Source organism: Streptomyces sp. NRRL WC-3742 (genome assembly GCF_000720635.1).
Classification (GTDB): Bacteria; Actinomycetota; Actinomycetes; order Streptomycetales; family Streptomycetaceae; genus Kitasatospora.
In genome coordinates this window covers 12,476-38,093 of the sequence record NZ_JOCF01000018.1, presented here as the reverse complement: position 1 = coordinate 38,093, position 25,618 = coordinate 12,476, and the positions used below count along the sequence as shown (strand labels likewise).

The following is a 25,618-nucleotide window of genomic DNA, read 5'->3' as shown; positions in this document are numbered from 1 at the left end:
GTCTGCTGACAGCCGGTGCGCTGACAGCCGGTGTGCTGATAGCTAGGGGAGGGGCCCCATTCGGACTTCGGTCCGGGTGGGGCCCCTTTTCGTTTTTCGTTGTCCGCCTTCATTTATGCGCCGCGTACTGATGTGTCGTTTATGTGAAGGGAAGTGTGAGATGAGGCTCATCCGCCTGCTATAGGCCGGAGTTCGGGTTCCACCTACATTGAGGTGAACTGCCCGAAAGGCTCCTCATGCGCAACCCCTCCTCCGCCGCCCCCGCCGCTGTGGTCGGCGCCGTGGTCGGCGGCCGCCTCGCGGCGATCGGCCGGTTCTGCTTCCGCCACCGCCGCTGGGTGCTCGGCTTCTGGGCCGTCGTCCTGGTCGTCGGCGTGCTGATCGGCGGCCGGGTGTTCGAGGGGTCGGTGGCCGGAGCCTCCTCCGCCAGTGCCGAGGCCGACCGGGGCGCCGCCGTCACCGCCGCGGTCGACCCGTCCGAGGGCACCGTCACCGCGGTCGTGGACGGCAAGCCCGTGACCGACCCCGTCGTACGGGCGGCCGTGGAGAAGGCGACCGCCGAGATCACGGGCCTGCCCGGGGTCTCCTCCGCGCTGGACGCGTACGGGCACGGGCCGGCCCCCGCCGCCCTGCGCGCCGCGGACGGCACGGCCAGCCTGCTGACCGTACGGATGGCGGACGGCGCGACCACCGCGCAGACCGACGCGGTCGCCTCGCGGCTGGCGGCGCTGGACGGCGCTGGCGGGGCGCACGTGACCGTCGGCGGGGACCTGGTGCTCCAGCAGGAGGTCAAGAAGCAGACCGAGCGGGACACCCGCTTCGGCGAGATGGTGACCCTGCCGCTCACCCTGGTCGTGATGGTGCTGGTCTTCGGCGGGCTGGCGGCGGCCTCGCTGCCGGTGATCGGGGCGGTCGCCTCGGTGGGCGGGGCCCTGCTGGCGATGTTCGGGTTCAGCCGGATCATGGACATCGACACCAGCGTGCTGCCGATCGCCACCGTGCTCGGGCTCGGGCTCTCCATCGACTACGCGCTTCTCATGGTGAATCGTTTCCGCGAGGAACGAGGCCACGGCGCGGGCATCGCCGCCGCCGTCGAGCGGACCGCCGCGACCGCCGGACGGACCGTCGCCTTCTCCGGACTGACCGTGGCCGTGGCGCTCTCCGGCCTGTTCGTCTTCACCAGCCCGGTGCTCGGCGCCGTCGCCGCGGCGGGCGTCAGCGTCGTCGTGATCGCCGTGGCCGCCGCGCTGACCCTCATCCCCGCGCTGCTCGGCTTCGCCGGCTCCAGGATCAAGGCCCCGACCAAGCCGGTCTCGGACGAGGGCTTCTTCAGCCGAACGGTGCGGCGGGTGAGCAAACGGGCCGTGCCCGTCTCGCTGGCCTGCGTCGCGCTGCTGATGGCGGCCGGGGCGCCGTTCTTCCACGCGCAGATGCGCAGCTCCGGCGCCGCGGTGCTGCCCGCCTCCTCGGCGGGGCGGCAGGTCGCCGAGACCATCGACCAGCGCTTCCCGCAGGTGGCCGCCGCGCCGATCACCGTGGTCGTCGAGGGCGGGGCCCAGGCGGCCCAGGCGTACGCGGACGACGTGGTCGCCAAGCTGCCCGGGGTCAGCGGGGTACGGGCGGTGACGCCCGTGAGCGACTCGGTGTCGACCGTGGACGTGCTGGTGCCCGGGGACCCGCAGGGCGGCGGCGCCAAGCAGGTGGTGGACGAGCTGCGGGAACACCGGGGCGGGCTGACCACGTACGTCACCGGCGGCGCGGCCTCGGTGGTGGACTTCCAGGACGAGCTGTCCTCGCGCGGCCCCTGGGCGCTGGGGCTGGTCGCGGCCGGGACCCTGGTGTTGCTCTTCCTGATGACGGGCTCGGTGGTGATGCCCGTCAAGGCGCTGCTGATGAACCTGCTCTCGCTGGGGGCCTCGCTCGGCGCGCTGACACTGGTGTTCCAGGACGGCTGGTTCAGCGGGCTGCTCGGGTTCAGCCCGACGGGCGGGCTGGAGACGTTCATCCCGGTGCTGGTGTTCGCCTTCGCGTTCGGGCTTTCGATGGACTACGAGGTGTTCCTGCTCGCCCGGATCAAGGAACTGCACGCGCGCGGCTACGGCTGCCGGCGCGCGGTGGAGCTGGGGCTGCAGCGCAGCGGTCGGATCATCACCTCGGCGGCCCTGCTGATGGTGATCGTCTTCGCGGGCTTCGCGGCCGGGGACATGCTGATGGTCAAACAGATGGGCATCGCCCTGGCCGTCGCCGTGGCGGTGGACGCCACACTGGTGCGCTCCCTGCTGGTCCCGGCGGCGATGACGTTCTTCGGCGAGTTCAACTGGTGGGCCCCGGCCCCGCTGCGGCGGCTGCACCGGCGCTTCGGCCTGAGCGAGCACGTGGAACTGCCGGAGCTGGGGGGCGAGGGCGGGGCGGCGGCGATTCCGGCGCAGCGTCCGGCGAAGGACCTGGTGGAGGTCTGAGGGGGTCTGAGGGGGTCGAGGAGGCGGCGGGCACTACGCACGTAGTGCCACTACTGGAGTAGTTCCACTGCTCGCGAGGTGCCGCCGTCACCCGTGCGGGTGCACTACGTGCGTAGTGCCACTACGCGAGTAGTGGCACTACTGCGGTAGTTCCGGCGTCGGCGCGGCGGCGAGCAGGTCGGCCGCGCGGTCCTCGATCGAGCGGTGGGCGGTGTCGAGGACGAGGTGGTCGCGGTCCCAGGGCTCGTACGGACGGGCGGTTGCGGGCGGGTGGTTAGGGGCGGGGCGCCCGGAGCAGGGCGAGGCGGCTGGCGGTGCGGTCCAGGTCGCGCTGGAGCGGGGAGTCGGGGTCCAGGCCCGTCATCGGGTCGGCGCCGATCAGGACGAGTCGGAGGTGGCGGTCGCAGCAGACGTCCACCAGGTTGGCGAAGCGCTGGCGGCCGTCCGGACCGGCCTCGGCGAGCGGCGGGACACCGTCCAGGACGAGGGTGGGGAAGCGGTCAGCGAGCGCCAGGTAGTCGGGGACGGAGGTGCGGCCCTCGCACAGCGCCTCGAAGGAGAACCAGACCAGGCCCTCGCGTACGGCCCGCGCGGGCAGCTCGCGCAGGTGGGCCCGTACGGGGGCGGCCTCCTCGGGGGCGGGCGGGGTCAGCCCGGCGGCCGGTTCCTGGCCGGGGCGCAGGACGGCGCCCGTGGTGAAGCGCGGGGCGGGCGCCTCGGAGCGGGGCCCGGCCGGGGCGAGGCGGCGGAAGTCGACGGGGCCGGCGACGTCGAGGACGTCCATCCGCTCCTCGATGAGCTTGATGGTCGGCTCGAAGAGGTGGTGGTGGATCGGGTCGGGCAGCAGCCCGGCGGGCGGGTAGTTGGACGTGGTGATCAGGGTGATCCGGCGTTCCAGCAGGGTGCGCAGCAGGCGGGCCATGAGCATCGCGTCGCCGGCGTCGTGGGCGTGGAACTCGTCGAAGACCAGGAGCCGGCAGTCGCCGAGCAGGTCGTCCACGGCGCGGTCGACGGCGGCGCGGTCGACGGCGGCGACGTCCGGGGCGGGGGAGCCGTGGTGGGCGACGCCTTCGTGCAGGCGGCGGAAGAAGTCGTGGAAGTGCAGCCGGCGCTTGCGCGGGGTGGGCAGGCCCTCGAGGAAGGTGTCGACGAGCCAGCTCTTGCCGCGGCCGACCGGCCCCCACAGGTAGAGGTGGCGCGGCGGGCGGCGCGGGCGCCAGGCGGGGCGGGCCAGTTCACCGGCGAGGCGGGCGAGCCGCTCGGCGGCGGCCTGCTGGGCCGGGGCGAGGGTGAACCCGCGCCGCTCGGCGGCGCGGCGGAAGTGCTCGCGCATGGCCTGGTGCTGCTGTTCTGCCCGGTCCGTCACGTCGCTGGACCTTAGCAGGGGGTGGAAGCGCCGGTTCCGCCGGGTGTTGATCTTGAGTGAGGGGGCAGGCGGCTCGGACGGGCGGCTCAGGACAGGCGGCCGAGGAGGGTGATCATCTCGCGCAGGCGCTCCTGGTCGGCGGGGCTGAGGCGGGCCTCGATGGCGGTGGCGAGCTGGTGCTCGCGGCGGGAGCGCTGGTCGAGGAGGGCGGTGTGCCCGGCCTCGGTGGCGGCGATCAGCTGCTTGCGGCCGTCGGTGGGGTGGGGCTGCTGGACGACGAGTCCGGCCTCGGTCATCAGGGCGACGGTGCGGGCCATCGACTGGTGGCGCACCCGCTGGCGGTCGGCGAGTTCGGCGACGGTGTACGGGCGCTCGTCGCGGACCAGCCGGCCGAGGACGGCGGCCTGGTTCTGCGGCAGCTCGTCGCTGTCGCGCAGGGAGCGGACCAGGGTGCCGAGGCAGGCGCGGAGGTCGGCGGCGAGGTCCAGGGTGTCCGGGTGGGGGGTCGCGTCGTCGGGCATGGCCCCAGTCTAGCCAATAGATATGCAGCGAAGCTGTACAGCATTGCTGTATGGTTTGGAGCATGCGAATCACCAAGTTCGGACACGCGTGCGTCCGCATCGAGCACGCCGGCACCACCGTCGTCGTCGACCCCGGCGCGTTCAGCGACTCGTCCGCATTCGCGGGCGCCGACGCCGTCCTCATCACCCACGAGCACTTCGACCACTTCGAGGAGTCCCGGCTGCGCGCCGCCCTGGAGGCTGACCCGGAGCTGCGGGTGTGGACCAACACCGCCGTCGCCGCGCAGCTGGACGGCGTGGCGCAGCGCGTCACCGTCGTCGGCGAGGGCGACGCCTTCGAGCTCGGGGCCCTCGGCGTCTCCGTGCACGGCGAGTGGCACGCCGAGATCCACCCCGACATCCCCCGGGTGCGCAACACCGGCTTCCTCTTCGACGGCCGGCTCTTCCACCCCGGCGACTCCTTCACTCTGCCGCCGCACGCCGTCGACACCCTGCTGCTGCCGATCGCGGCGCCGTGGAGCAAGGCGGCCGAGGTCGTCGACTACGTCCGGGAGGCTGGCCCCCGCCGGGCGGTGCCGGTGCACGAGGCGGTGCTCAGCCCGCTGGGCTTCGCGGTGCAGACCCGGCTGGTCGGGCCGGAGGGCCCGGGGACGGGGGCGGAGCTGACGGTGCTGGGGGAGGGGGAGAGCCTGGAGCTGGGTTAGGCCGTGCCTTTCGGCCTGGACCCGGTCCGGGAGGGACCGCCGCACCGCCGCCCCGGGCCGCCGGTAGCCTGGCGCCATGCTGAAGATCGGACTGACGGGTGGCATCGGCGCGGGCAAGAGTGAGGTGTCCCGGCTGTTCGCCGCCCGGGGCGCCGTGATCGTCGACTCCGACGTCATCGCCCGCGAGGTGGTCGAGCCGGGGACGGACGGCCTGGCGGCCGTGGTCGCCGAGTTCGGCCCGCAGGTGCTGCGGGAGGACGGCGCCCTCGACCGCCCGGCGCTCGGGGCGATCGTCTTCGCCGACTCCGAGCGGCTCAAGGCGCTCAACGCGATCGTCCACCCGCTGGTACGGGCCCGCTCTGCCGAGTTGGAGGCTTCCGCCGCGCCGGACGCCGTCGTCGTGCACGACGTGCCGTTGCTCGCGGAGAACGGGCTCGCGCCGCTGTACGACCTGGTCGTGGTGGTCGACGCCGAGGACGAGGTGCGGATCGACCGGCTGGTGCGGCTGCGCGGCATGACCGAGGAGGAGGCCCGGGCCCGGATGGCCGCGCAGGCCACCCGGGCCGACCGGCTGGCCATCGCGGACCTGGTGATCGACAACAGCGGCCCGCTGGAGGGGCTCCCGGCCCGGGTCGACGAGGTGTGGGCGCAACTGGCGCAGCGGGCGCAGCGCGCGGCCGGCTAGCCGGTTAGCTGGTTGGCAGAGCGGCCGGTTGGGAGAGCGGCCGGTCAGGAGAGCGGCAGCCGGGCCCGGACGGCGAACCCGCCGTCCGGGGTCGGCCCGGCCTCCAGGGTGCCGCCGAGGTCGGTGGCGCGGGTGCGCATGCCGTCCAGTCCGTGCCCGCCCGAGGGCAGCGCGGCGGCGTCCGAAGTGCCTTCGGAGGCAGGCGAGTTGACCACCGCCAGGCGCAGCCCGTCCGCCGTGGCCGCCAGGGTGACGGCGACCTCGGCGGTCGACGCGTGCTTGTGGGCGTTGGTCAGCGCCTCCTGGACGATCCGGTACGCCGCGTACTGCGCGGCCGGCCCGGCCTCGGCCGTGCCGGTGATGCTCAACTCGACGGCCAGGCCCGCCTGTCGGGACTCCTGCACCAGGGCGGGCAGCCCGCGCAGCGAGGGTCCGTCGTCCGAGGACGGGGTCAACACGCCGAGCAGGCCCCGCAGTTCGGTGAGCGCCTGCAGCCCGAGGGTACGGATCAGCCCGAGGGTCTCCCCGACGGCCTCCGGGTCCCCCGTCTGCGCGAGCCGGGCGCCGCCCGCGTGCAGGGTGATCAGTGACACCCGGTTGGACACCACATCGTGCATCTCCCGGGCGAGCCTGGCCCGTTCGGCCGCCGCCGCCCGCTCCTCGGCGTGCAGCCGGGCCTCCTCCAGCAGCTGGTTGCGCTCCTCCAGGAGCCGGTTGCGTTCGGCCAGCAGCCGGTTGTGCTCGGCGAGCACGGAGACGGTGCGGGCCCGCTGGTGCGCGGTGAGGCCCAGGGCGATCGGGACGACGCCGAAGACCAGCGGGTCCTCGATCAGGTTGGCGAGCTGGGAGATTCCGGCCAGGTCGTCGAGGTCGAAGGGCCCGAGCAGCCGCGCCACGGCGAGGGCCGCCAGGCCGGACGCCACCGGGCTGCGGCCGCGCAGGGCGGTGAGGGCGTAGAGCGCGAAGGCGAGCGGGAGTTGGCCGCCGACCAGGGTGAACAGCGCGACGGCCTCCGGCCACCGCCGCCGCAGGACGAGCACCAGCGCGCCGGCCGCCATCAGGGCGGCGTTGAGCGGCCGCGAGGTGGTCGGCCCGACCTCCGGATCGTGCGTGGCGAGCGGGACCAGCATCAGCAGCACCATCACGGTGGGCGCCAGAACGGTGACCGGGCGCGGCAGTTGGCGCGGCAGCGCGGGCGGTGTAGGGAGGGCGGGATCGTCGGTGGACGGAGCGAAGGGCCGGCGCATGGGGGCATGGTTGCACAGGCCCCCGACGGGGGCGCCGGTGGCCGGGAAAGGGGTGGTCACCGGGCCGGGGGAGAGGAGAACATGGCTCCATGAACGATCATGACTCTGCCATCGCCGGAACGGGAGCCGGGGCCGGCGCAGGTTCCGCTCCCGCAGCCGAGGTCGAGCGGCTGGCGCACTACGGCAACCCCGAGCAGGAGGAGATCCTCGGCCAGGACTCGGACGCGTACGGCGTCGCCCACCTCGGGATGTCCTTCCTGCCCAAGGAGATCCACTTCGGCATCCGGGCCGAGGACGGCCGGCTCGTCGCCCACACCGGGCTGCGGCCGGTGACGCTCACCGTGGGCGGCGCCGACCTGGAGGCGATGGGCGTCGGCGGGGTGTGCGTCGCCCCGGCGAGGCGTGGCCAGGGCCTCGCCGGAACGGTCGTCACCGCCGCGCTCGACCACGCGCGCGGGCTCGGCGTCCGCTACGCGCTGCTGTTCTGCCGCCCGCAGAAGGCCGCCCTCTACCGGGGCCTGGGCTTCCGCGAGGTGGCGGAGGCCGTCACCGTGGAGCAGCCCGAGGGGCGGCTGGTGGAGATGCCGCTGCGCACCATGTGGGCGCCGCTGGCACAGGGGGCCGTCTGGCCGGAGGGGCCGGTGCGGCTGCGGTCGCTGCCGTTCTGAGCCGTTCTGAGCCGTTCTGAGCCGACCTGATCGGCTGATGTGCCAAGGGGCTTCAGGCGGCGGCGGCCTTCGCCGCCGCCTGGGCCACCGCGGCACCCGCCAGCGCGCGGATCGCCGCGTGCGCCCTCGTTCCGTCGCCCGCCAGTTCCGGCTGGAACAGCGTCGCGAGGAAGAACGGGTGCTCCGGCAGCTCCACGATGCGGACCTCGCCCGCCTCGTCGGTGCCGGTGATCCGCAGCCCGCCCGCGCGCAGCACGTCCAGGTACTCGGCGTTCAGCCCGTACGCGCAGTGGTAGCGCTCCTGGGAGCGGGTGGCGCCGAAGGCCCGCGAGGCGAGGCTGTCGGGGGCGATCTCGACGGCGCCCTCGTGGCCGACCAGGGAGCAGGCCAGCGGGGCGATCAGCCGCTCCTCGCGGTCGGGCTCCTGCTCGGCGTGGACGGCCCCGGTCAAGCCGCACACGTTGCGGGCGTACTCCAGCAGCGCGTGCTGGAACCCGGCGCAGGTGCCGAGGAAGGGGATGCCGCGCTCGCGGGCCGTGCGGATGGCGGCCAGGGCGCCGGCCTCGCTGGCGTACGGGCTGCCGGGCAGCAGCCAGATGGCGTCGAAGCCGTCGAGCGCGCCGGGTGCCTCGGCGTCCGGGGTGGGGATCCAGTAGGCGTCCAGGACGAGCTGCTCCTGCTCGGCGAGGGCGCCGAGCAGTCCGGGGATGCGGGCGTGGGAGCGGACGGCCGGGGAGCGGTCGCCGACCAGGGCGAGGCGAGGGGTGGTGTAGGTCATGCGGCTATCCTGACCCCGCACCAGGGATCAGCGCCAACGATGATTTCTTACGCTTCGATCAGATCGGTTGATGACCGCCGTGGACCCGCAGCAGCTGCGCACCTTCGTCACCGTCGCCCGCCTCGCCTCCTTCTCCGAGGCCGCCCGGGAGCTCGGCTACACCCAGTCCGCCGTCTCCCAGCAGATCGCCTCCCTGGAGGCGGACCTCGGCGCGCCCCTGCTGGTGCGTCGCCCCGTCGGCCCGACCCCGGCCGGGCAGCGGCTGCTGGAGCACGCCGCGCCGCTGCTCGTCCGGCTGGCGGCGGCGCGCGCCGACATCGCACGCCTGGCCGGCGCCTCGGGCGCCCGCCTGGTGGTCGGCGCGACCCCGCTGGCGGTCGGGGCGTCCCTGGGGCGCGCGCTCGGCGAAGTGCGCCGTGCGTACCCGAGGACGGAACCGGACGTACGGGTGCTCGGCCAGGACGTGCTGCCCGCCCAGGTCGCCACCGGGGAGGTCGACCTCGCGCTGATCGACGGCCTCGCCGCGCCCAGCGACCCGCTGCCGCTGCCCGAGGTCGGCCCGCTCACCACCGTCGCCGTCGAGGAGCAGCCGGTGGCCGTCGCCCTGCCCGCCGGGCACCCGCTGGCCGGGCGGCCGGGCCTCGCCCTCGCCGACCTGTCCACCGCCCGCTGGCTGGACGCCCCCGAACTGGCCCCCACGGGCGCCCGGCTGAGGGCCGTCACCGGCGTGGACGGCTTCCGGGCCGCCACCCGCTACCGGGGCACCGACGTGCGCGGGCTGCTCGCACTCGTCGCCGCCGGGCACGGGCTGGCGCTGCTGCCGCGGCCCGTCCTGGAGGAGGCGTCCGGCGTGGTCGGCGTGCCGGTGACGGCGCCGCGCCTGGTGCACCGCACGGAACTCGTGCACGGCAGCCTCCCGGAGGGCCCGGCGGCGGTGCTGGCGGTCCACCTGGCCGCTCAGCTGACGGGCAGCTGACGGGCAGCTGACGGCCGACCGGCGGACCCAACTGGCGGGCGGGCGAAGCCTGCTGTTGTGTACACGTGGACATGAGGCGTTCACGTCCCGAGCCTGACGGACGCCGCCCCGTCGGTGCTGTGATGGAGCGCAGTCGCCCGGCACCCCGGCCGGGCCGGTCCGGGAGAGCCGCCACCATGATGAACCGTCAGCGCTTCACCGTCGTCGCCTCGGCGACCGTCCTCGGCCTGGCCCTCGCCGGGCTCGCCGGAGGCACCGCGCAGGCCGCCCCCGCCAAGAGCAAGCCCGCCAAGGGCTCGACGGTCGCGGCGAGTTGTTCGCGTGCGCGCCTCCCGCTGCCCGACTCGCGCTGCACGCCCGGTGCGTACAACCCGGACGTCACCCAGGCGACCATCGGCAGGACCATCTGCGTCTCGGGCTGGACGGCCACCGTGCGCCCGCCGGTGAGCTACACCAACAAGCTGAAGGCGCAGCAGATCGCGGAGTACGGCTACTCCGACACCAACCCCTCGGACTACGAGGAGGACCACCTCGTCCCGCTGGAGCTCGGCGGCGACCCGCGCGACCCGCGCAACCTGTGGCCCGAGCCGCGCTACGGCAACGAGCCGGCGCAGAGCAAGGACTCCGTCGAGAACAAGCTCAAGAAGGCCGTGTGCAGCGGCAAGGTCAGCCTGAACTCCGCGCGCAATGCCATCGCGAGCGACTGGACCACGGCGCTCAGCCGCCTGGGGCTGTGAGCGACCTTCCGGGCACCGCTGTGAGCACCTCCGCGTGCTGAGCCGGTCGGTCCGTCCGGTCCCCTGTGCCGGACGGGCCGACCGGCCGTCTGTGCGGGGGAGCCCTGGGCCGTGGCCTCGGCGAGGCGGGCCGTCGGTTGACGGCGCCTCAAGCTGGGCATGGCTGTTCCTTCCCCCGGGTGTGCGCGTCGGCGGGGCGTCCGGGGCCTGCGGTGCGGGCCGGCCGGGGACGTCCTGTTCGACGGCGGTCGAAAACCTATGTCACCCGGCGGCTGGGAGCAAAGCGGGATTTCCGCTGGTCGGCGGATCGGCATATGCAGTTGCAGGGGCTTGGTGTCGAAGGTGTGTGCGAGACGTCAGGGGCGGGAGTGACCGGTGGTGCCGGCGGTGACGGCGCACCGCAGGCAAGGACGCGGAGGCTGGCGGCCGTTCGTGCCCGGTGCGGTCGGGCGGGTGCGGTCACCGGTCGGGTACGGACCGTCCCCGACGCCAAGGATTCGCCAGGCCCGAGCCGTTACGTACGGGCGCCCGGCACCGCGAGCTGCTGCGCGAGCCAGGGAAGGGCCTGGGCGAACAGCGCCGAGCCCGTTTGCCAGGTGTGCCTGCCGCCCGCGACGCTGCCGGTGGTGGTGCGGATGCCGTCCCTGCGTGCTGCCGCGTCCAGCGCCTTCGCGGCATCGATCTGGCCGTGCTCCTCGTCGCCCTGCCCGAAGTAGCCGGACACGCCCTGGTACTTGGGGTGGTGGGCCAGGACGGTGAGCGGGTCGTGCGCCGCCCAGGCGTTCGCGTCGCCCCCGTACAGCTCCTGGACCGTGCGCTCCCTGTCGCCGATGTACGGGCCCTTGTCACCGGAGAAGTCGCCGAAGTGCGCGAAGACGGCGGGGTGTTCGACGGCGAGGTCGAAGGCGCAGGTGCCGCCCATGGACCAGCCGGCCACGCCCCACTTGTGCGGGTCGGTGGCGGCGTTGAAGGTCTTCTCGATGTACGGCGGCACGTCCTTGACGAGGTGGCTCTCGGAGTTTCCGTGCGGGCCGTCCACGCACTCGGTGTCCACCTTGAACCCGCCCGTCGCGTCCACGAACACCAGGATCGGGGCGAACCCGTTGTGCGCGGCGGCGTACGCGTCGGCCGTCCGGACGGCGTCGCCGGAGCGGACCCAGTTGTCGGGCGCCGCGAACTCGCCGCCGATCATCTCCAGGACGGGCAGCTTGGGCCTGTTCAGACTGCGGAACCAGGCCGGGGGCAGGTAGACCAGCTCCTGGCGGTGGGCGAAGCCGCTGGCCGTGTCGGGGATGTCGACCTGGACGATGCGGCCCGTCTTCGTCCGGCCGTGGATGGAGGCGACCTGCGCCACGGTGACCTGGTCCGGCAGCGGCTGGCCGGTCAGCTCGCCGACCGCGTCGTCCAGGGTCGGGTAGTAGCCGGTGGCCAGGTTCACACTGTTCGCCGCGCAGAAGAGCGCCAGCAGCGCGGCCGGCGGCGCCAGCGCGCGGCGCCACCAGCGGGCGCCGCGCCAGCCGAAACCGAGCACGGTGAAGGCGGCGATCGCCGCGCCCGTCCAGAGCCAGACGCCGAACGGGATCGGGTCGGTGATCCCGGCGAAGGCGAGCACACCGAGGGCCAGCGCGGCGGTCAGCACCACGGCCGCACCCAGGGCGATCGGTCCCCACCTGAGGCGCCAGGCGCGGTCCCGGCGCGCGACGGTGGCCAGGAGCAGGGCCAGGGCGGCGGCCTGGACGGTCCAGGGGAACCAGCCGTCGAGCAGGGAGACGTTCATGCGGTGGGACGGTAGGGGCGGGAGATGAGAGGGCGGTGAAGGGCTGAGCGGAAGCTGATGAGTTCCTGGGAGGACGCTGACAGGCGTCCACTCCCTTGTCGTTGGCGGCATCGACGAGGTCCCCGGCCTCCGCGATGCGTCCCCGTGCGGCACACGGGGACGCCCGGGAGAGCTGGTTCAGAAGCTGGCCGGGAAGTCGCCGCCCTGGAGGGCGGAGACGAAGGATCGCCAGGCGTCAGTGGTGTAGGTGAGGACGGGCCCGTCGGGGTCCTTGCTGTCCCTGACGAGGAGATCGTTTGGGATGCTTGTCGAGACCTCGACACATTCCTCGCCGGCGGCATTGCTGTAGCTGCTCTTTCGCCATTGCAGATCGACCGACACGTTCGTGGCCTCCTTCGGCTGCCGCTGTGGTTCGGCGGCCCATGCGGTGCGTGGGCCGCCGAACCATCGTCGTGCGTCGGAGGCCGGCCCGGAAGGGCATTGGGCATGATCGACCCGGGAGATTGGTCACCCTCCCCGCGTGCTAGCTTGAACGTGTTCAGAATTGCGTCCGCAGGGGGAATCGTGCCAGTCGTGCCGCCAAGCGCCCGCCGGCTTGCCGCGGCCGCCGCCGCGCTCTTCGTGCTGCCGTCGCTCGTCCTCCTCGCCGGGTTCGGCGGCGCCGTCCTGTGGGACGTCATCCTGGCGGTCCAGTTCCTCAGCGCCGCCGCCTGTGCGGCCCCGCTCTTCTTCCCGAGTCACGACCGCTTCCGCGTCGCCTGCGCCGCCGCAGGTGCGATCATCGCGTGCCTGTGGACGCCCCTGCTGATCATCGGATTTGCGGCCACCGCGATCTCCGGCGTCCTGCCGTGGGTGGGCGCCTACCTCGCCATCGTCCTCGCCGCCGTCGCCGCGCTCATCGGCGCCTTCCAGCGCGCCAAGGGCCCCGGAGTCGGCCGCCCGGCCGTCGTCGTCGGCTGGACCGCCGCCGCGCTCGCCGTCGCCGACTGGCTGTACGTCGCCGGACCGGCACTACTTGCGTAGTGGCACTACTGCCGTAGTGCCACTACGCAAGTAGTGCCGGCGAGGCGCGGTCGAGCGGGGCCGGCTCTATCGCCATGAAATATGCAGGGCAATATCCGATTTCAGGGGGATTTGAACCGCTGAAATGATTTTACGAAAAGCCAGCTCAAGCCCTACGCTCCGCGATCATGAGCGATTCCCCCGCAAAGCGTCACTGGCGCGTGTCGCTGTTCCTCTGGGTCGGCCTGCCCTTCTTCGCCGTCGTCGGCCTCGTCAAGGCCGCGCCTGATCTCGTGCCGGCCTGGCAGGCGCAGAGCGGCAGCGGAGTGGTCGGGACGTTCACCGCGCTCCAGGAATCCTGCAGTCACGGCTCCTGCGACTACTACGGCAACTGGAAGTCGGCGGACGGCACGTCCACGCGCACGGACGTCCTCCTCTACGACGGTCCGGACCCCATGCGTATCGGCGCGACCGCCGAGGCACGGGACGCCGGTGCCGGCGGCGGGGTCTACTCCACGAAGGGCGGCTCGTCCTACCTGCTCGTGACGGCCTTCGCCATCGGCGGTGTGGCGGCGGCGATCGCCTGGCCGGTGTTCCTCTGGCGCACCTGGCGCACTTGGCGCTCTTCGCGCAACCGCCCGACCACGCCACCCGAGCCGGTTGAGGTCGGCGCCTTCCCGATGGCGTGAGGCCGTTCCGACACTTTCGCCGTTCGACAACGCAAACGGGGAGAAACCCGACCGCCTTGTGATGTGACGGAGGGTCGGCCGAGCTTCGTTCGGTGTCTCCCGGAGGTGCTCGGCGGAGCGGACTCTCACTCCCGAGCCTTCGAGGACGGCCTCATCGGTGCCTTGCCGTGCAGTGTTCGGTGCTCTCATCGACGACGACGCAGAACTGGCTGATGCTCTCCCGGTAGCTGTCCGGCGTGTGGTGGTGCTGCTTGTGGGGTGGTCCGTCAATCCACTGGTGCCAGAGGCTGCCTGGGGCCAGGAACCGGTCTGCTCGATTGGCACCGAGCTTGGTGTCGAGGTGCAGGAGTGCGCCGATGGCGGCTGTCTGGTCGTAGTAGAGGTCGGGGCGTCGCAGGCAGCGATCGAGGTAGGCGGCCAACAGGTCTGCGTCGGCAGGGGTGCCGAAGGTGGCGAGGGCGACGCAGTAGGCCGAGCCTGCGAAGCAGACCTCGCTGGCGAGCAGCAGTTCGCCGAGGCGGTCGCGGAACTCGGTTCTGCGGCCGACGGCGATGAGCCAGGCCGCAGTCTTGCGCTCGCGCCACCCGCCCTCGAGCAGGATGGTCAGCTCACGTGGGGTGATGTCGGCGGCGGCCTCGCCGAGCGCCCGCGTGACCTCCTTGCCGACAACATCGAGGACTTCGCGTCCGAGGCGGACGCAAGCGATCACCGCCACATCGAGTCCTCGACATACGACTACATCGCGTCAGAGTCGGACCCGCTGGTGATTGCGTTCATGAGGTGAGCGGAGAAGGTCTCGTAGTTCCGGGCGAGGATCTGGGCGGTCCAGTCGACCAGGGGCTGTCCGGCAGAGCCCTGGTCGGCCCAGATGTTCTTGACGCCGGGGTGGTCGAGGCGGCTCCACCAAGGCCCACTGCTCATCCGTCAGGTCCGACGGATACTCGCGCTCTCAGGCGAGCACCTCGTCCGGCAGCCCGAGGTGCTGCCGGAACGCCCGTCGGCCGGTCTCCGTGATCGCGACGGCCCGGTCGGTGCCGATCCGGGTGATCCACTCGGCCTCGAACGCGTGGCGGCACAGCGCCGCTCCCACCGACCCCGCCAGATGCGGACGGCGTTCCGTCCAGTCCAGGCAGGAGCGGACCGGCGGGCGCCGCGTCCCACCGCCCACCGCCGGGATGCCGAGCCCGCTCAGCCAGGCGGCCCCGGCGCCGGTGAGCGTCAGGCCGTGTTCCCAGTCGAGCAGCCCCCGGTCGGTCATGGCCGTGGTGATCGCGACGCCGAGCGTGCCCGCGAGGTGGTCGTAGCAGGTGCGGGCGCGGGCCAGGGCACGGTTGCGGGTGGCGGAGGACAGGGAGCGGGGTGGCGTGGCGCGGCGGGGGGCCATGGCGGCGAGGTTCTCGATCAGTTCCGCCGCCGCCGGTCCGGCGAGGCGGACGTAGCGGTGGCGGCCCTGGCGTTCGTCCGCGAGCAGCCCGCCGGCGACGAGCAGGTTCAGGTGCTCCGTCGCGGTGGAGGGGGCCACCCCGACATGGCGGGCCAGTTCGCTCGCCGTCCACGCCCGGCCGTCCAGCAGCGCGAGACAGAAGCCCGCCCGGGTGCTGTCGGCCAGGAGTGCGGCGAGGGCGGCCAGGTCGGGGCCCTCGGTGTGTGCGTCACGGCTGTTCATCGCCGCCCATCCTCCCCCGACGACCCTTCGGTGCCCACCGAAGCCTCACCGTCCTAGCGTCGCGTCCCATGAACACCGTGACACCCGACACCACCTTCACCACCTTCACCACCTTCACCGCCGACACCACCGACACCGCCGACACCGCCGACACCGCCGACACCACCGCAGAGCACGTGGCCATCACGCCGAGCATCCTGTACTTCGGCACGCCCGTCGTCCTGCTCTCCACCGAGAACGAGGACGGCTCCTTCAACCTCGCGCCGATGTCCTCCGCCTGGGCGCTGGACCGCACGGTCGTCCTCGGCCTGGGCGTCGACGGGCAGACCGCGCACAACCTCCGCACCCGGCCCGAGCTCGTGATCAACCTGCCCGGGCCCGGCCAGTGGCAGGCCGTGGAGCGACTCGCGCCGCTCACCGGGCGCAGCCCCGTACCCCCGGCCAAGCAGGACGGCTTCCGGTTCGAGCGGGACAAGTTCGGCGCGGCGGGCCTGCGACCCGAGGCGTCCGAACTGGTACGGCCGCCCCGGGTCGCCGAGTGCCCCCTGCAGCTGGAGGCGCGTGCGGCGGCGGTCCGGCCCGACAGCACCGGCGAGTTCCTCGTCGTCGAGGCGCAGGTACTCGGGGTCCACGCCGATCCGCGCATCGTCGTGCCCGGGACGCAGCACGTCGACCCGGGGGTGTGGAGCCCGCTGATCTACAACTTCCGCCACTACCACGGGCTCGGCCCCGAACTGGGCCACAGCTTCCGCTCCCGTACACCCCGCTGAACCCCGAACCATCAGGCTCGTCAGAGCGGTCTGGCAGCATGCCGCCATGGACGACCTCGCCGGAACCCAGGCCCCCGCCCGTCGCCTCACCGACCCCGCCGAGGCGGTCGCCGCGCTGGAGGCCGCCGTGCCGAGCCTCGCCGAGCTGCGCCTGCCCGAGCCGGAGCGCATCGACTGGCAAGCCGTCGAGAGCGAGCTGGGCACCGGCCTCCCGCAGGACTACAAGCTGCTGTGCGCGCTCTACCCGCGCGTCGTCCTCGGCGACTTCCTCAGCCTCTCGGGCCCGCTCCCCGGCGGCGAGCGCGCCTGGGCGCGCGAGATGGACGACACCCTGGAGACCGTCGAGGAGTGGTGCGCCGAGGCGAACCTGGCGGTGCCGCTGCGCCCGTACCCGGCCCCCGGCGGGCTCCTGCCGTGGGCGGGCACGTATGAGGGGGACCTGTTCCTCTGGTCCACCAGTGCGGACGGGCCGCAGGCGTGGACCGTCACCGTCGCCTCGCGCAGCTCCGTGTGGTGGCACTACACCGGCGGGATCGTCCAGTTCCTCGCCGACCTGGCCTCGGGCGCGGTGGAACCCTGGGGCCTGCCCAGGCTGCGCCCGGAGGCGTCGCGGTGGTGAGTGAATGGCGGTGAGCACATCGGGGTGACGGCGATCAACGGGCCCGCTACGGTGGCCCGCATGTCCTCGATCAAGAAGGTCCAGATCACCTTCGACTGCGAAGAGCCCCTGCTGGTCGCCCGTTTCTGGGCCGAGGCGCTGGGTTACGTCGTCCCGGAGCCGCCGGAGGGGTTCGCCAGCTGGGAGGAGTTCGACGGGGCCAGGCCCGCCGACTTCCGCGGCCCGGCGTGGGGCGCGTGCGCCGACCCGACGGGGGAGGGCCCGCGGCTGTACTTCCAGCGCGTTCCCGAGGGCAAGGTCGTCAAGAACCGGGTGCACCTGGACGTGCGCGTCGGCGTCGGGCTGGTCGGCGAGGAGCGCCTGGCCGTGCTCGAGGCCGAGGCCACCCGGCTGATCGCCCTGGGCGCGGTGCGCGGGCAGCTGCTGCTCGCCGACGGCGTCAACGAGTCCTGCCAGAACATGCAGGACATCGAGGGCAACGAGTTCTGCCTCGACTGATCCGGCCGGGAACCCGCCGGAACCGAAGCCGCAGGGCTCGCCCGCTCAGGGCGCCTTCGGCAGCCGGATGACCGCCCTGCCGCGCGCCAGGTCCACCTCGGAGTGACGCGGCGGGGCGCCGTCCCCCTCCTCGTCGCGCAGCATCAGCACCGCCTGCCGCTCCTTGAGCTCGTGCTGCTTGCCCGCCGAGAAGTTCGCGTGCAACTGCTCGAAGCCCGTCGCCGAGACCTGCCCCTGCCGCGCGCCCGTCCGCCACGGCAGCAGCCCGGCCCGTCCGGCGCGCAGCAGCACCTGGTCCACCACCGCGAGCGCGGTGAGCAGCAGGACCAGCCCGGGCAGCGTGACGAAGACGACCATCCCCATGCGGTCCAGTATCACCGCCCCGCCCCCAACAGGCCACCGTTGGTGGATTGTTGGGCCCTCCCGCTCCAGGGGCCTACCCGATCCGGCGCCCTTCGGTGAGCTCGGTCAGCAGCTTCGTCAGCAGCTTCGCCGCCACCGTCGTGCCGTCCGTACGGATCGTGGCCGCCACCTCGTGGGCCCGCTGCGCGGTGCCGGGGGTGAGGGCGGCGGCGAGGGCGGTGGAGAGGGAGGCGGTGGTGGGGGTGGGGCCCTGGTGGGCGGCGCCGATGCCGAGTTCGGCGACGCGGGCGGCCCAGTGGGGCTGGTCGACGATCTGCGGCACGATCACCTGCGGCGCGCCCGCGAGGGCCGCCTTCGCGGTGGTGCCCGCGCCGCCGTGGTGCACGACGGCGGCCACGCGGGCGAACAGGGCCTGGTGGTTGACCTCGCCGACGACGAAGCAGTCGTCCTGCTCGTCGACCGCCGCCAGGCCCGCCCAGCCGCTGCCGAGGAGCACGCGACGGCCCCGGGCCCGTACGGCCTCGACGGTCGTCCGGGCGAGGTCGGGCGCGGTGCGCATCGCCATGCTGCCGAAGCCCACGTACACCGGCGGCTCGCCGGCGGCCAGGAACGCCTCCAGCTCCGGCGGGAGCGGGCGGTCGTCGGGCAGGAACCAGGCGCCCGTCTGGACGAGGTCGAAGTCCGTCGCGTCCTGCCACGGGCCCAGGACGGGGTCGGCGGCCAGCCACGGCCGCTCGGTGTACACGTGGTCGCGCACGCTCGGCACGGGCGGCAGGCCGATCGCCGCCCGGTGGGTGTTGAGGACCTCCCCGTACAGGGCGTCCACGCGCTCGGCGTCGTGGCGCCACAGCACCCGGTTGTCCGTCTCGTCCGCCGGCGAGGGCTTTCCCGGCCGCCGCTGCGGGAGGAAGCGCGGCGAGGGCAGCCCGAAGGGGTGGAAGCAGGCGAACACGTACGGAATGCCCCGCTTCTCCGCCACCGAGCGCACCCCGGCGGGCATCAGGCCCGTCGCCAGGACGGCGTCGCACCCCTCGGCCGCCTCGGCGAGCACGCCGAAGCGCGCGGCCACCAGCTCGGCCGCGAGGCGGAACGGGTCGGGCGTCCCCGTACCCGTCACGACGGAACGCACCGACGGGCCGCACGGCACCATCGGCACGCCGACGCGCGCCAGCAGCGCCGCGAACTCCTCGTCCGGCGGGGCCGCCACCAGCGCCTCCGCGCCCAGCTCCCGCAGGCGCACCGCGAGGCCCGCCAGCGGTTCGACGTCCCCGCGCGACCCCCAGGTCGACAAAAGCACACGCATGCTCTCAGATCACCCCAACTCAGCAGGTTCCGGCTCAGGTCGGCCATTTTGCGGCAGGGTAGGGGCCTTGCCGCAAGCCCGGGGGTGCGCTATAGCTTGGAAATGGAGGGAGAAGCGCTCGGTTCCGGAAGCACTCCCGACCGGCGTGGGCGCGGTGACCGGGGTGAGGCTGAGGGTGGAGGGGCCGCCTAGGATCGTCGGTCATGGACGTGAGCACCCGCCTGATCGCCGTGCCGTCCGGCCGTGTGACGCTGTCGGACCGCCGTACGCAACGCAGTTGGACCGTCGAGGTCGCGCCGTACGAGCTGGCGTCCTGTCCCGTCACCCGTGAGCGGTACCAGGGCGTCGCGGGCGACAGGCGGCCCGCCGACAGCGTCTCCTGGCACGACGCGGTGCGGTACTGCAACCAACTCTCCCTCCGGGAGGGCCTCGTGCCCGCGTACCGGGTGGACGGCGAGGACGTGGAGTGGGAGCGCTCCGCCGACGGGTACCGGCTGCCCACCGAGGCCGAATGGGAGCACGCCTGCCGCGCCGGTACCGACGGGCCGCGCTACGGGCCGCTGGACGAGATCGCCTGGCACCGGGGCAACTCGGGCGAACGTCCGCACGAGGTCGGCGAGTTGGCGCCCAACGGGTTCGGCTTCCACGACCTGCTCGGCAATGTGTGGGAGTGGTGCTGGGACGTCTACGACGCCGAGGTGTACGGCAGTTACCGCGTGCTGCGCGGCGGCGGCTGGTTCGACGAGCACTGGAGCTGCCGAGCCTCCGTCCGCCGCCGCAGCCACCCGACGCTGCGGATCGACGACGTGGGGTTCCGGCTCGCCCGTTCGGTGCTCTAGGCGGCTCTGCCCGGGCTGGGCGGCTCTGGTTGGGGTCCGAAGAAACCGGTGGCGCCGACGGGCGCGGGCGAGAAGACTGAACGGGTGACGCTTGTTTCGCCCCCGTCCCCGCCCTCGCCGCCGCCGGACCCGCGCTCCGACTCCCTCGCGTTCGACTACTCGGGCATGCGGGCACTGGTCGCCGACCTGGTTCCGCCTCCGGACGTGTCCGGGGCCGTGCGCAGCGCGCTGGAGACCGCCCGTGAACTGATGGTGCACTCCTTCTACCGGTACGAGTTCGCCACCGTCGCCGTCGTGCACTCCCTGTACGGCCTGGAGCGCGCACTCGTCGAGGGCCTGGGTGTCGAGGGCCTGGGCGTCGAGGAGTTGGGCGAAGAGGAGCCGCTGGAGGGCCTCATCGCGCGGGCCCTCGAGGCGGGGCTCGTCACGGCGGAGCTCGCCGGTGCACTCGACCGCGGCCGACGGGTACGTGACCAGATCGCGAGCGGCGCGGCGACGAGTGCCACCCTCCCCGCGGGCGGCGCGCTCGGCCTGCTCCGCTCCGTCTTCGAGGCCGTCGCACTGGTGCTCGGGCCGCCCGAGGAGGCGAAGAAGCCGACACGCGTGGAGCAACTCCAGGACCGCTGGGACGAGTTGCGCAGCAGGCCCTTCCCCCCGGGCTTCGCCGGGGCGGAGATCGCGGGCGTGGATCTGGTCATGCTGGACCTGAACGTCGCCGGGCTGGTCCACCGGGCCCTGAACGGCGGCCTCGACGACGACCACGTGGCCCACCTGTGGCGCTGCATCGCCGACCTCGACACGGTCGTGCCGCTGATCGGGGAGGGCAACTGCGCCGCCTACTTCGCGCAGGTCCGGGCGACGGCCGTCCTGGCCGTGGCGCCGTACGTTCCGCCCGCGTTCTGAACGCCGGTGCCGGTGCCGGTTCGGTGCGGTGGAACCGTCGGGTCGTCGTCGACGTTGGCGCGTGCATGGACGAGATCAGGTTGAGCCCGATGGCCGAGGACGACCTCGCGCAGCTGGCCGGGTTGATGGAGGACCCGGAGGCGCTGGGGGAGTTCCAGTGGTTCGGCTGGAGGAGCGCGGAGCCGTTCCGGCGGGAGTGGGCGGAGGACGGGCTGCTCGGCGAGGAACGGCTCATGCTGGCGGTGCGCGCCGGTTCCGGTGCTGATTCCGGTGTCGGTCCCGGTGTCGACGGGGAGTTCGTCGGGTTCGTCGCCGCCCGGCGCGCCGGCGCGCGGGTGGTCTCGCGCCACTGGAACATCGGGGTGCAACTGCTGCCCCGGGCGCGCGGGCGGGGGGTCGGGACGCGGGCTCAACAGCTGCTGGTGGAGTACCTGTTCGCCCATTCGCCGGTGATGCGGTTGGAAGCGGACACCGAGACGGGCAACCTCGCCGAGCAGCGGGCCCTGGAGAAGTGCGGCTTCCTCCGGGAGGGCGTACAGCGGGCCGCGGTGTTCCGGGCGGGCGAGTGGCGCGACGTCGTCCGCTACGGGCTGCTGCGTACGGACCCTCGGCCCGGGCTCTGAGCGTGCCCTTGCCTCGGCCCCCTGCCGATCGGCAGGGGGCCGAGGCGTTTTCGCAGCTCAGGATGGGCCGATCGGGACATGTGCGGATGGGCTCGAGCCGTCAGTCTTGGAGGCACTTGAGCGGAGGCCATCGGGGCCTTCGCGGGAGGGGGGTCTCCGTCATGCAGCGTCTCGTTCGGTCGTTTCGGCAGTGGTTCCTGGCGTGGTGGGGCCCGGCCGCGTCCGTCGTGCTGTGCGCAGCAGTGCCGTGTCCGGCCCGGTGCCGCTCAGGCGGTGCCGAACCACTCCTGCGCCAGGCCGTCCAGCGTGGTCGCCGAGGGCTTCAACTCCCGCAGGTACCAGGGCAGGTGGCTGTACACGTGGAGCAGGGTGTACGCCATCACCAGCCGTGGGTCGACTCCGCGCCCGTAGCCGTGGAGCAGCTGCCCGAACAGGGCCGGGTCGGCGCGGGTGGTGAACAGGCCGACGGCGACCAGGTCGTACGCCGGGTCGCCGATCATGGCGGGCTCGAAGTCGAACAGTCCGGTCAGGCGCCAGCCGTCGGCCGGGTCGGTCAGCAGGTGCTCGCGCATGAACTCGGTGTGCAGCACGGCGAGGCCCGGGGCTCGGGGGAGCGGCGCCGCCGCCAGGAAGTCCGGGATCTGCTCCAGCCACGCCTCCGACAGCCCGCGCTCGCGCTGCCGCCGCACCGCACCGGCGCGCTGCCGCTCCAGGAACGCGGACCAGTCTCCGGGCCCGAGCACGTCCGCGAGCGGCCGCGGATCGAGCCCGTGCAGGACGGCCAGCGCCTGCCCGCACTCCCGGGCGATCCGCACCCGCTCGCCCTCCGGGACGCGCGGCCACGCCGTGGCCAGGCTCTCGCCGGCCAGGCGGGACATCAGCACGTAGCGCCACCCGTTCACGTACTCCCCGGCGGCGTGCACCTCGGGGGTCGGGATCGGCAGGGCGCCCCGCAGGTGGCCGAGCACCCGCTCCTCGACGACCCCGTCCCGCGCGCTCGTCGGCGGGAACAGCTTCAACACCTGCGCCCCGCCGACCGCGTACACCGGCACCGAGCCCTCGGCGAACCGCTCCAACGGCGCCCCGCCGAGCCCCAGCCGACCGCACAGGTCCTCGGCCCCGGCCCGCAGCACCGCCTCGTCGTCCGCGAGGGCGTCCCACTGCTCTTCCGTCTCCACCACCGGCAACATCCCAGCACCGTAAGCACGGCAACCCCCGCCCGGCAAAAGGGTTTTCCCGCTCCCGGGGCAGCGACTGCACCAGGATGGCGGTATGACGGATGAAACGATCACTGCACGCACCATCGCCGACCGTCACCTCGACCAGGTGGCCGCGCACGATCCGCTGGCCGCCGCCCGGTTGGGCCTGCACCCGGGCGACGACCGGCAGCCGGACCTCTCCCCGGAGGGGCTCGAGGCGCTCGCCGACATCGCCCGAGGCACCCTGGCCGCACTGGACACCGCCCCCGTCGGAGCAGATCCCGCCGACCGGTCCTGCGCGCGGCTGCTCCGCGAGCGCCTCGCCGCCGAACTGGCCGTGCACGACTCCGGCGAGAACTTCCGCCGGCTGCGCAACATCGGCGCCCACGTCCACCACGTGCGGGACATCTTCACCTACATGCCGACCGCCACCGACGACGACTGGGCGGCGGTGGCCGGGCGGCTGCGCAACCTGCCCGCCGCACTCGACGGGTACCGGGCGACGCTCACCGAGGGGATGTCCCGGCAGCTGTTCGCCGCGCCGCGCCAGGCGGCCACGGTCGTCGACCAGCTCACCGCCTGGACCGGCGAAGGCGCCGGCCTAAGCACCGGCGAAGGCACCGGCCAAGGCACCGGCGGCGCAGGCTGGTTCGCCGAGTTCGTCGCCCCCGGCCCCGAGCCGCTGCGCGGGGAACTGGACGGCGCCGCCCGCCGGGCCACCGCCGCCGTCGCCGGGTTCCGCGACTGGCTGCGCGACACGTACGCGCCCGCCACCCTCGGCACCCCGGACGCCGTCGGGCGCGAGCGCTACCGGCTCGCCGTGCGCTACAACAGCGGCGCGGACCTCGACCTCGAGGAGGCGTACGCCTGGGCCTGGAGCGAGTTCCACCGCCTCGCCGCCGACATGCGCACCGAGGCCGAACGCGTGCTGCCCGGGGCCGGGGTCCGCGAGGCCATGCACCACCTGGAGCGGCGCGGCCACGCCGTCCAGGGCGAGGAGGCGGTCCGCGACTGGCTGCAGCAGCTCATGGAGGAGGCGATCACCGCCCTCGACGGCACCCACTTCGACATCGCCGGGCCCCTGCGCCGGGTGGAGTCCAGGATCGCGCCGGCCGGCAGCGCCGGGGCGCCGTACTACTCCAGCCCCAGCCTGGACTTCAGCCGGCTGGGCCGTACCTACCTGCCCGCCCTCGGCCGCGAGACCTTCCCGACCTGGCAGCTCGTCACCACCTGGTACCACGAGGGAGTCCCCGGCCACCACCTGCAGCTCGCCCAGTGGGTGGCCCTCGCCGACCGGCTCAGCCGCTACCAGACCACGCTCGGCACGGTCAGCGCCACCATCGAGGGCTGGGCCCTGTACGCCGAGCGCCTCATGGACGACCTGGGCTTCCTCACCGAGCCCGCCCACCGCCTCGGCTTCCTCGACCAGCAGATGCTGCGCACCATCCGGGTGATCGTCGACATCGGCATGCACCTGGGCCTGTCCGTCCCCGCCGAGGCGGCCGGCAGCGGTTGGAGCAGCCACGCCGGCGAGCGCTGGACCCCCGGGCTCGCCACGGAGTTCATGGCCGCGTACAACGGCAGCCCCGCCGCACTGCGCGACAGCGAGATCGTCCGCTACCTCGGCTGGCCCGGCCAGGCCATCGGCTACAAGCTCGGCGAACGCGCCTGGCTGCAGGGGCGCGAGGCCGCCCGGAGCCGGCAGGGCGCCGCGTTCGACCTCAAGGGCTGGCACATGAAGGCACTCGCCCTGGGCTCACTCGGGCTCGACGACCTGGCCGACCAGCTCGCCGCCTCTAGGAACCACCCGCGAGGTCCGCCCCTCCCGCCCCATAGCGGGAGGGGCGGAGGCGGCACGGTCAGCGGGCGCCGCAGGGGGTGATGTCGGCGCTGGTCGGTTCGGGTCCGGTGGTTGGGTCGCGGGTGAGGAGGTAGCGGGCGCCGGGGCCGGCCTCGGCGGCGCGGTCGCCGAGGTTGTAGAGGGCGCAGCGGGTGAGGGAGAGGCAGCCGCAGCCGATGCAGCCGGTGAGCTTGGTCTTGAGGCGTTCGAGTTCGGCGATCTGCTCGTCGATGCGGTTCTGCCAGGAGGCGGCGACCTCGTCCCATTCGGCGCCGCTGGGGGCGGGCCGCTCGGGGAGGCGGTCGAGGGCGGTGCGGGCCTCCTCGAGGGAGAGGCCGACGCGCTGGGCGGCGCGGACGAAGGCGATGCGGCGCAGGGTGGCGCGGGTGTAGCGGCGCTGGCCGCCGGTGGTGCGGGTGGCCTCGATGAGCCCGAGGCTCTCGTAGTAGCGCAGCGCGGAGGCGGCGAGGCCGCTGCGCTTTCCGAGCTGCCCGATGGTGAGCAGGTCGCTGTGCCGGGGGCCGGGGGTCTCGCTCATGGGTACGCACTGTAGCCGCTTGACCTCAAGTTCGCTTGAGGTTGCACGATCAGGGGCATGACGACGCACACGGCGACCAACGCGGCAACGAAGGCCCGTTTCGGGGACATCCCGAAGCTGATGGCCCTGATGACCGGCGACGAGAAGCACGACCCCGCCGCCACCTCCACCCTGGACGCGCTCTGGGTGCTGTACGACCGGGTGCTCCGGGTCTCCCCGGCCACGGCCGGGGCGCAGGACCGCGACCGGTTCCTCCTCTCCAAGGGCCACGGCCCGATGGCCTACTACGCCGTGCTCACGGCCAAGGGCTTCCTCGACCCCGAGGTGCTGCCGAGCTTCGGCGGCTACGACTCCCCGCTCGGCTACCACCCGGACCGGATGCTGCTCCCCGGGGTGGAGATCTCCTCCGGCTCGCTCGGCCAGGGCCTGCCGCTGGCGGTCGGCACGGCGCTGGGCCTGCGGGCGCAGGGGCTGGCGGACCCGGCGGTGTGGGTGCTGATCGGCGACGCCGAGTTCGACGAGGGCTCCAACCACGAGGCGGTCGCCTTCGCGGGCGCCTACGGCCTGGAGCGGCTGCACGCGGTGGTGATCGACAACTCCTCGGCCACGCACGGCTGGCAGGGCGGCATCGCTCAGCGCTTCGCCGCCGCGGGCTGGTCGGCCGAGACGGTGGACGGCCGCGACCACGAGGCCCTGTACCGCGCCTTCACCGCCGAGCACCCGGGCCGCCCGCACGTCGTGGTCGCCCGCGTCGAGTCCAAGAACTCCTGAGCCCAAGAACTCCTGAGCCCGACAACTCCTGAGCCCGAGAACCCCTGAACTCAAGAACCCCTGAACTCAAGAACCTC

The 25,618-nt window shown here is 73.4% G+C and carries 30 protein-coding genes; 17 read left to right on the top strand and 13 right to left on the bottom strand.

What is annotated here, in order from left to right; genetic code table 11:
* The first annotated feature begins 236 nt into the window (after nucleotides 1-236).
* On the top strand, nucleotides 237-2,459 hold the full coding sequence (locus IH61_RS0112835; protein ID WP_051836945.1) for an MMPL family transporter: 2,223 nt from the start codon (nucleotides 237-239) through the stop codon (nucleotides 2,457-2,459).
* Between the two features lie 274 nt (nucleotides 2,460-2,733).
* Here IH61_RS0112835 and zapE read toward each other — a convergent pair whose 3' ends face one another.
* On the bottom strand, nucleotides 2,734-3,825 hold the full coding sequence (gene zapE / locus IH61_RS0112830) for a cell division protein ZapE (RefSeq protein WP_234327158.1): 1,092 nt from the start codon (nucleotides 3,823-3,825) through the stop codon (nucleotides 2,734-2,736).
* An 86-nt stretch (nucleotides 3,826-3,911) separates the two neighbouring features.
* Entirely contained in the window at nucleotides 3,912-4,346 is a 435-nt protein-coding gene (locus IH61_RS0112825; RefSeq protein ID WP_031068970.1) for a MarR family winged helix-turn-helix transcriptional regulator, read from the bottom strand.
* Between the two features lie 62 nt (nucleotides 4,347-4,408).
* Between IH61_RS0112825 and IH61_RS0112820 the strand changes: the two genes are divergently transcribed.
* Nucleotides 4,409-5,050 (top strand): MBL fold metallo-hydrolase, encoded by a 642-nt coding sequence (locus IH61_RS0112820; RefSeq protein WP_037972513.1) that lies wholly within the window; start codon nucleotides 4,409-4,411, stop codon nucleotides 5,048-5,050.
* Nucleotides 5,051-5,126: 76 nt separating this feature from the next.
* Nucleotides 5,127-5,735: a dephospho-CoA kinase gene (gene coaE, locus IH61_RS0112815; protein ID WP_031068963.1), complete on the top strand. Its 609-nt coding sequence runs from the start codon at nucleotides 5,127-5,129 to the stop codon at nucleotides 5,733-5,735.
* A 44-nt stretch (nucleotides 5,736-5,779) separates the two neighbouring features.
* Here coaE and IH61_RS42845 read toward each other — a convergent pair whose 3' ends face one another.
* The gene (locus IH61_RS42845) at nucleotides 5,780-6,982 is read right to left on the bottom strand and encodes a sensor histidine kinase (protein ID WP_158844944.1); all 1,203 of its coding nucleotides are present in this window, start codon (nucleotides 6,980-6,982) and stop codon (nucleotides 5,780-5,782) included.
* An 89-nt stretch (nucleotides 6,983-7,071) separates the two neighbouring features.
* Here IH61_RS42845 and IH61_RS0112805 point away from each other — a divergent pair, with 89 nt between their 5' ends.
* Nucleotides 7,072-7,650 (top strand): GNAT family N-acetyltransferase, encoded by a 579-nt coding sequence (locus IH61_RS0112805; RefSeq protein ID WP_051836942.1) that lies wholly within the window; start codon nucleotides 7,072-7,074, stop codon nucleotides 7,648-7,650.
* 52 nt (nucleotides 7,651-7,702) lie between these two features.
* On the opposite strand, the gene IH61_RS0112800 is transcribed toward IH61_RS0112805, so the two are convergent.
* Nucleotides 7,703-8,428, bottom strand: a complete 726-nt coding sequence (locus IH61_RS0112800; RefSeq protein ID WP_031068958.1) for a glutamine amidotransferase-related protein — start codon at nucleotides 8,426-8,428, stop codon at nucleotides 7,703-7,705.
* 79 nt (nucleotides 8,429-8,507) lie between these two features.
* Here IH61_RS0112800 and IH61_RS0112795 point away from each other — a divergent pair, with 79 nt between their 5' ends.
* Together IH61_RS0112795 and IH61_RS0112790 are read left to right on the top strand one after the other, a co-directional pair.
* Complete coding sequence (locus IH61_RS0112795) at nucleotides 8,508-9,404, top strand: LysR family transcriptional regulator (protein ID WP_037972528.1); 897 nt, start codon at nucleotides 8,508-8,510, stop codon at nucleotides 9,402-9,404.
* A 176-nt stretch (nucleotides 9,405-9,580) separates the two neighbouring features.
* Nucleotides 9,581-10,141, top strand: coding sequence for a hypothetical protein (locus IH61_RS0112790; protein WP_063763190.1), 561 nt, complete (start codon nucleotides 9,581-9,583; stop codon nucleotides 10,139-10,141).
* Between the two features lie 514 nt (nucleotides 10,142-10,655).
* Here IH61_RS0112790 and IH61_RS0112785 read toward each other — a convergent pair.
* Nucleotides 10,656-11,918 carry an alpha/beta hydrolase gene (locus IH61_RS0112785; RefSeq protein ID WP_037972510.1) on the bottom strand — a complete coding sequence of 421 codons (1,263 nt, stop codon included), beginning with the start codon at nucleotides 11,916-11,918 and terminating at the stop codon, nucleotides 10,656-10,658.
* A 177-nt stretch (nucleotides 11,919-12,095) separates the two neighbouring features.
* Nucleotides 12,096-12,299 (bottom strand): DUF397 domain-containing protein, encoded by a 204-nt coding sequence (locus IH61_RS0112780; RefSeq protein ID WP_031068944.1) that lies wholly within the window; start codon nucleotides 12,297-12,299, stop codon nucleotides 12,096-12,098.
* 192 nt (nucleotides 12,300-12,491) lie between these two features.
* Here IH61_RS0112780 and IH61_RS0112775 point away from each other — a divergent pair, with 192 nt between their 5' ends.
* Nucleotides 12,492-12,941, top strand: coding sequence for a hypothetical protein (locus IH61_RS0112775; protein WP_031068942.1), 450 nt, complete (start codon nucleotides 12,492-12,494; stop codon nucleotides 12,939-12,941).
* Nucleotides 12,942-13,108: 167 nt separating this feature from the next.
* Nucleotides 13,109-13,609 carry a hypothetical protein gene (locus IH61_RS0112770; RefSeq protein WP_158844941.1) on the top strand — a complete coding sequence of 167 codons (501 nt, stop codon included), beginning with the start codon at nucleotides 13,109-13,111 and terminating at the stop codon, nucleotides 13,607-13,609.
* Between the two features lie 151 nt (nucleotides 13,610-13,760).
* On the opposite strand, the gene IH61_RS0112765 is transcribed toward IH61_RS0112770, so the two are convergent.
* Nucleotides 13,761-14,324: a DUF6000 family protein gene (locus tag IH61_RS0112765; protein WP_051836940.1), complete on the bottom strand. Its 564-nt coding sequence runs from the start codon at nucleotides 14,322-14,324 to the stop codon at nucleotides 13,761-13,763.
* Between IH61_RS0112765 and IH61_RS50260 the strand changes: the two genes are divergently transcribed.
* Nucleotides 14,280-14,393, top strand: a complete 114-nt coding sequence (locus tag IH61_RS50260; protein WP_420713910.1) for a hypothetical protein — start codon at nucleotides 14,280-14,282, stop codon at nucleotides 14,391-14,393. The two genes, IH61_RS0112765 and IH61_RS50260, sit on opposite strands and share 45 nt — an antisense overlap.
* Here the strand turns inward: IH61_RS50260 and IH61_RS0112760 are convergent.
* Together IH61_RS0112760 and IH61_RS0112755 are read right to left on the bottom strand one after the other, a co-directional pair.
* Complete coding sequence (locus IH61_RS0112760) at nucleotides 14,345-14,530, bottom strand: hypothetical protein (protein ID WP_031068935.1); 186 nt, start codon at nucleotides 14,528-14,530, stop codon at nucleotides 14,345-14,347. The two genes, IH61_RS50260 and IH61_RS0112760, sit on opposite strands and share 49 nt — an antisense overlap.
* Before the next feature lie 28 nt (nucleotides 14,531-14,558).
* On the bottom strand, nucleotides 14,559-15,275 hold the full coding sequence (locus IH61_RS0112755) for an ArsR/SmtB family transcription factor (RefSeq protein WP_031068932.1): 717 nt from the start codon (nucleotides 15,273-15,275) through the stop codon (nucleotides 14,559-14,561).
* A gap of 68 nt (nucleotides 15,276-15,343) precedes the next feature.
* Here IH61_RS0112755 and IH61_RS0112750 point away from each other — a divergent pair, with 68 nt between their 5' ends.
* The 3 genes from IH61_RS0112750 to IH61_RS0112740 are packed head-to-tail and all read left to right on the top strand — an operon-like array spanning nucleotide 15,344 to nucleotide 17,162.
* Entirely contained in the window at nucleotides 15,344-16,045 is a 702-nt protein-coding gene (locus tag IH61_RS0112750; protein WP_078911058.1) for a flavin reductase family protein, read from the top strand.
* Between the two features lie 46 nt (nucleotides 16,046-16,091).
* Nucleotides 16,092-16,664 (top strand): SMI1/KNR4 family protein, encoded by a 573-nt coding sequence (locus IH61_RS0112745; RefSeq protein ID WP_031068928.1) that lies wholly within the window; start codon nucleotides 16,092-16,094, stop codon nucleotides 16,662-16,664.
* A 60-nt stretch (nucleotides 16,665-16,724) separates the two neighbouring features.
* Entirely contained in the window at nucleotides 16,725-17,162 is a 438-nt protein-coding gene (locus IH61_RS0112740; RefSeq protein WP_031068926.1) for a VOC family protein, read from the top strand.
* Between the two features lie 45 nt (nucleotides 17,163-17,207).
* On the opposite strand, the gene IH61_RS0112735 is transcribed toward IH61_RS0112740, so the two are convergent.
* Nucleotides 17,208-17,525, bottom strand: coding sequence for a DUF6191 domain-containing protein (locus IH61_RS0112735; RefSeq protein ID WP_031068924.1), 318 nt, complete (start codon nucleotides 17,523-17,525; stop codon nucleotides 17,208-17,210).
* Between the two features lie 73 nt (nucleotides 17,526-17,598).
* Nucleotides 17,599-18,828 carry a glycosyltransferase gene (locus IH61_RS0112730; RefSeq protein ID WP_031068923.1) on the bottom strand — a complete coding sequence of 410 codons (1,230 nt, stop codon included), beginning with the start codon at nucleotides 18,826-18,828 and terminating at the stop codon, nucleotides 17,599-17,601.
* 203 nt (nucleotides 18,829-19,031) lie between these two features.
* On the opposite strand from IH61_RS0112730, the gene IH61_RS0112725 reads away from it, so the two are divergent.
* The 3 genes from IH61_RS0112725 (at nucleotide 19,032) to IH61_RS0112715 (ending at nucleotide 21,193) form a co-directional block, all read left to right on the top strand.
* On the top strand, nucleotides 19,032-19,667 hold the full coding sequence (locus IH61_RS0112725) for a formylglycine-generating enzyme family protein (protein WP_031068921.1): 636 nt from the start codon (nucleotides 19,032-19,034) through the stop codon (nucleotides 19,665-19,667).
* 84 nt (nucleotides 19,668-19,751) lie between these two features.
* Complete coding sequence (locus IH61_RS44440; RefSeq protein WP_158844938.1) at nucleotides 19,752-20,570, top strand: hypothetical protein; 819 nt, start codon at nucleotides 19,752-19,754, stop codon at nucleotides 20,568-20,570.
* Between the two features lie 65 nt (nucleotides 20,571-20,635).
* The gene (locus IH61_RS0112715) at nucleotides 20,636-21,193 is read left to right on the top strand and encodes a GNAT family N-acetyltransferase (RefSeq protein WP_031068917.1); all 558 of its coding nucleotides are present in this window, start codon (nucleotides 20,636-20,638) and stop codon (nucleotides 21,191-21,193) included.
* A gap of 266 nt (nucleotides 21,194-21,459) precedes the next feature.
* Here the strand turns inward: IH61_RS0112715 and IH61_RS0112710 are convergent, their stop codons facing one another.
* Nucleotides 21,460-22,383: a phosphotransferase family protein gene (locus IH61_RS0112710; protein WP_031068914.1), complete on the bottom strand. Its 924-nt coding sequence runs from the start codon at nucleotides 22,381-22,383 to the stop codon at nucleotides 21,460-21,462.
* 82 nt (nucleotides 22,384-22,465) lie between these two features.
* Between IH61_RS0112710 and IH61_RS0112705 the strand changes: the two genes are divergently transcribed.
* A complete protein-coding gene (locus IH61_RS0112705) occupies nucleotides 22,466-24,274 on the top strand; it encodes a DUF885 domain-containing protein (protein ID WP_078911056.1) in 1,809 nt (602 codons plus the stop codon).
* Here the strand turns inward: IH61_RS0112705 and soxR are convergent.
* Nucleotides 24,252-24,770, bottom strand: coding sequence for a redox-sensitive transcriptional activator SoxR (gene soxR / locus IH61_RS0112700; protein WP_037972508.1), 519 nt, complete (start codon nucleotides 24,768-24,770; stop codon nucleotides 24,252-24,254). The two genes, IH61_RS0112705 and soxR, sit on opposite strands and share 23 nt — an antisense overlap.
* Nucleotides 24,771-24,827: 57 nt before the next feature.
* On the opposite strand from soxR, the gene IH61_RS0112695 reads away from it, so the two are divergent.
* Nucleotides 24,828-25,541, top strand: a complete 714-nt coding sequence (locus IH61_RS0112695; protein ID WP_031068908.1) for a transketolase — start codon at nucleotides 24,828-24,830, stop codon at nucleotides 25,539-25,541.
* Nucleotides 25,542-25,618: the final 77 nt, after the last annotated feature.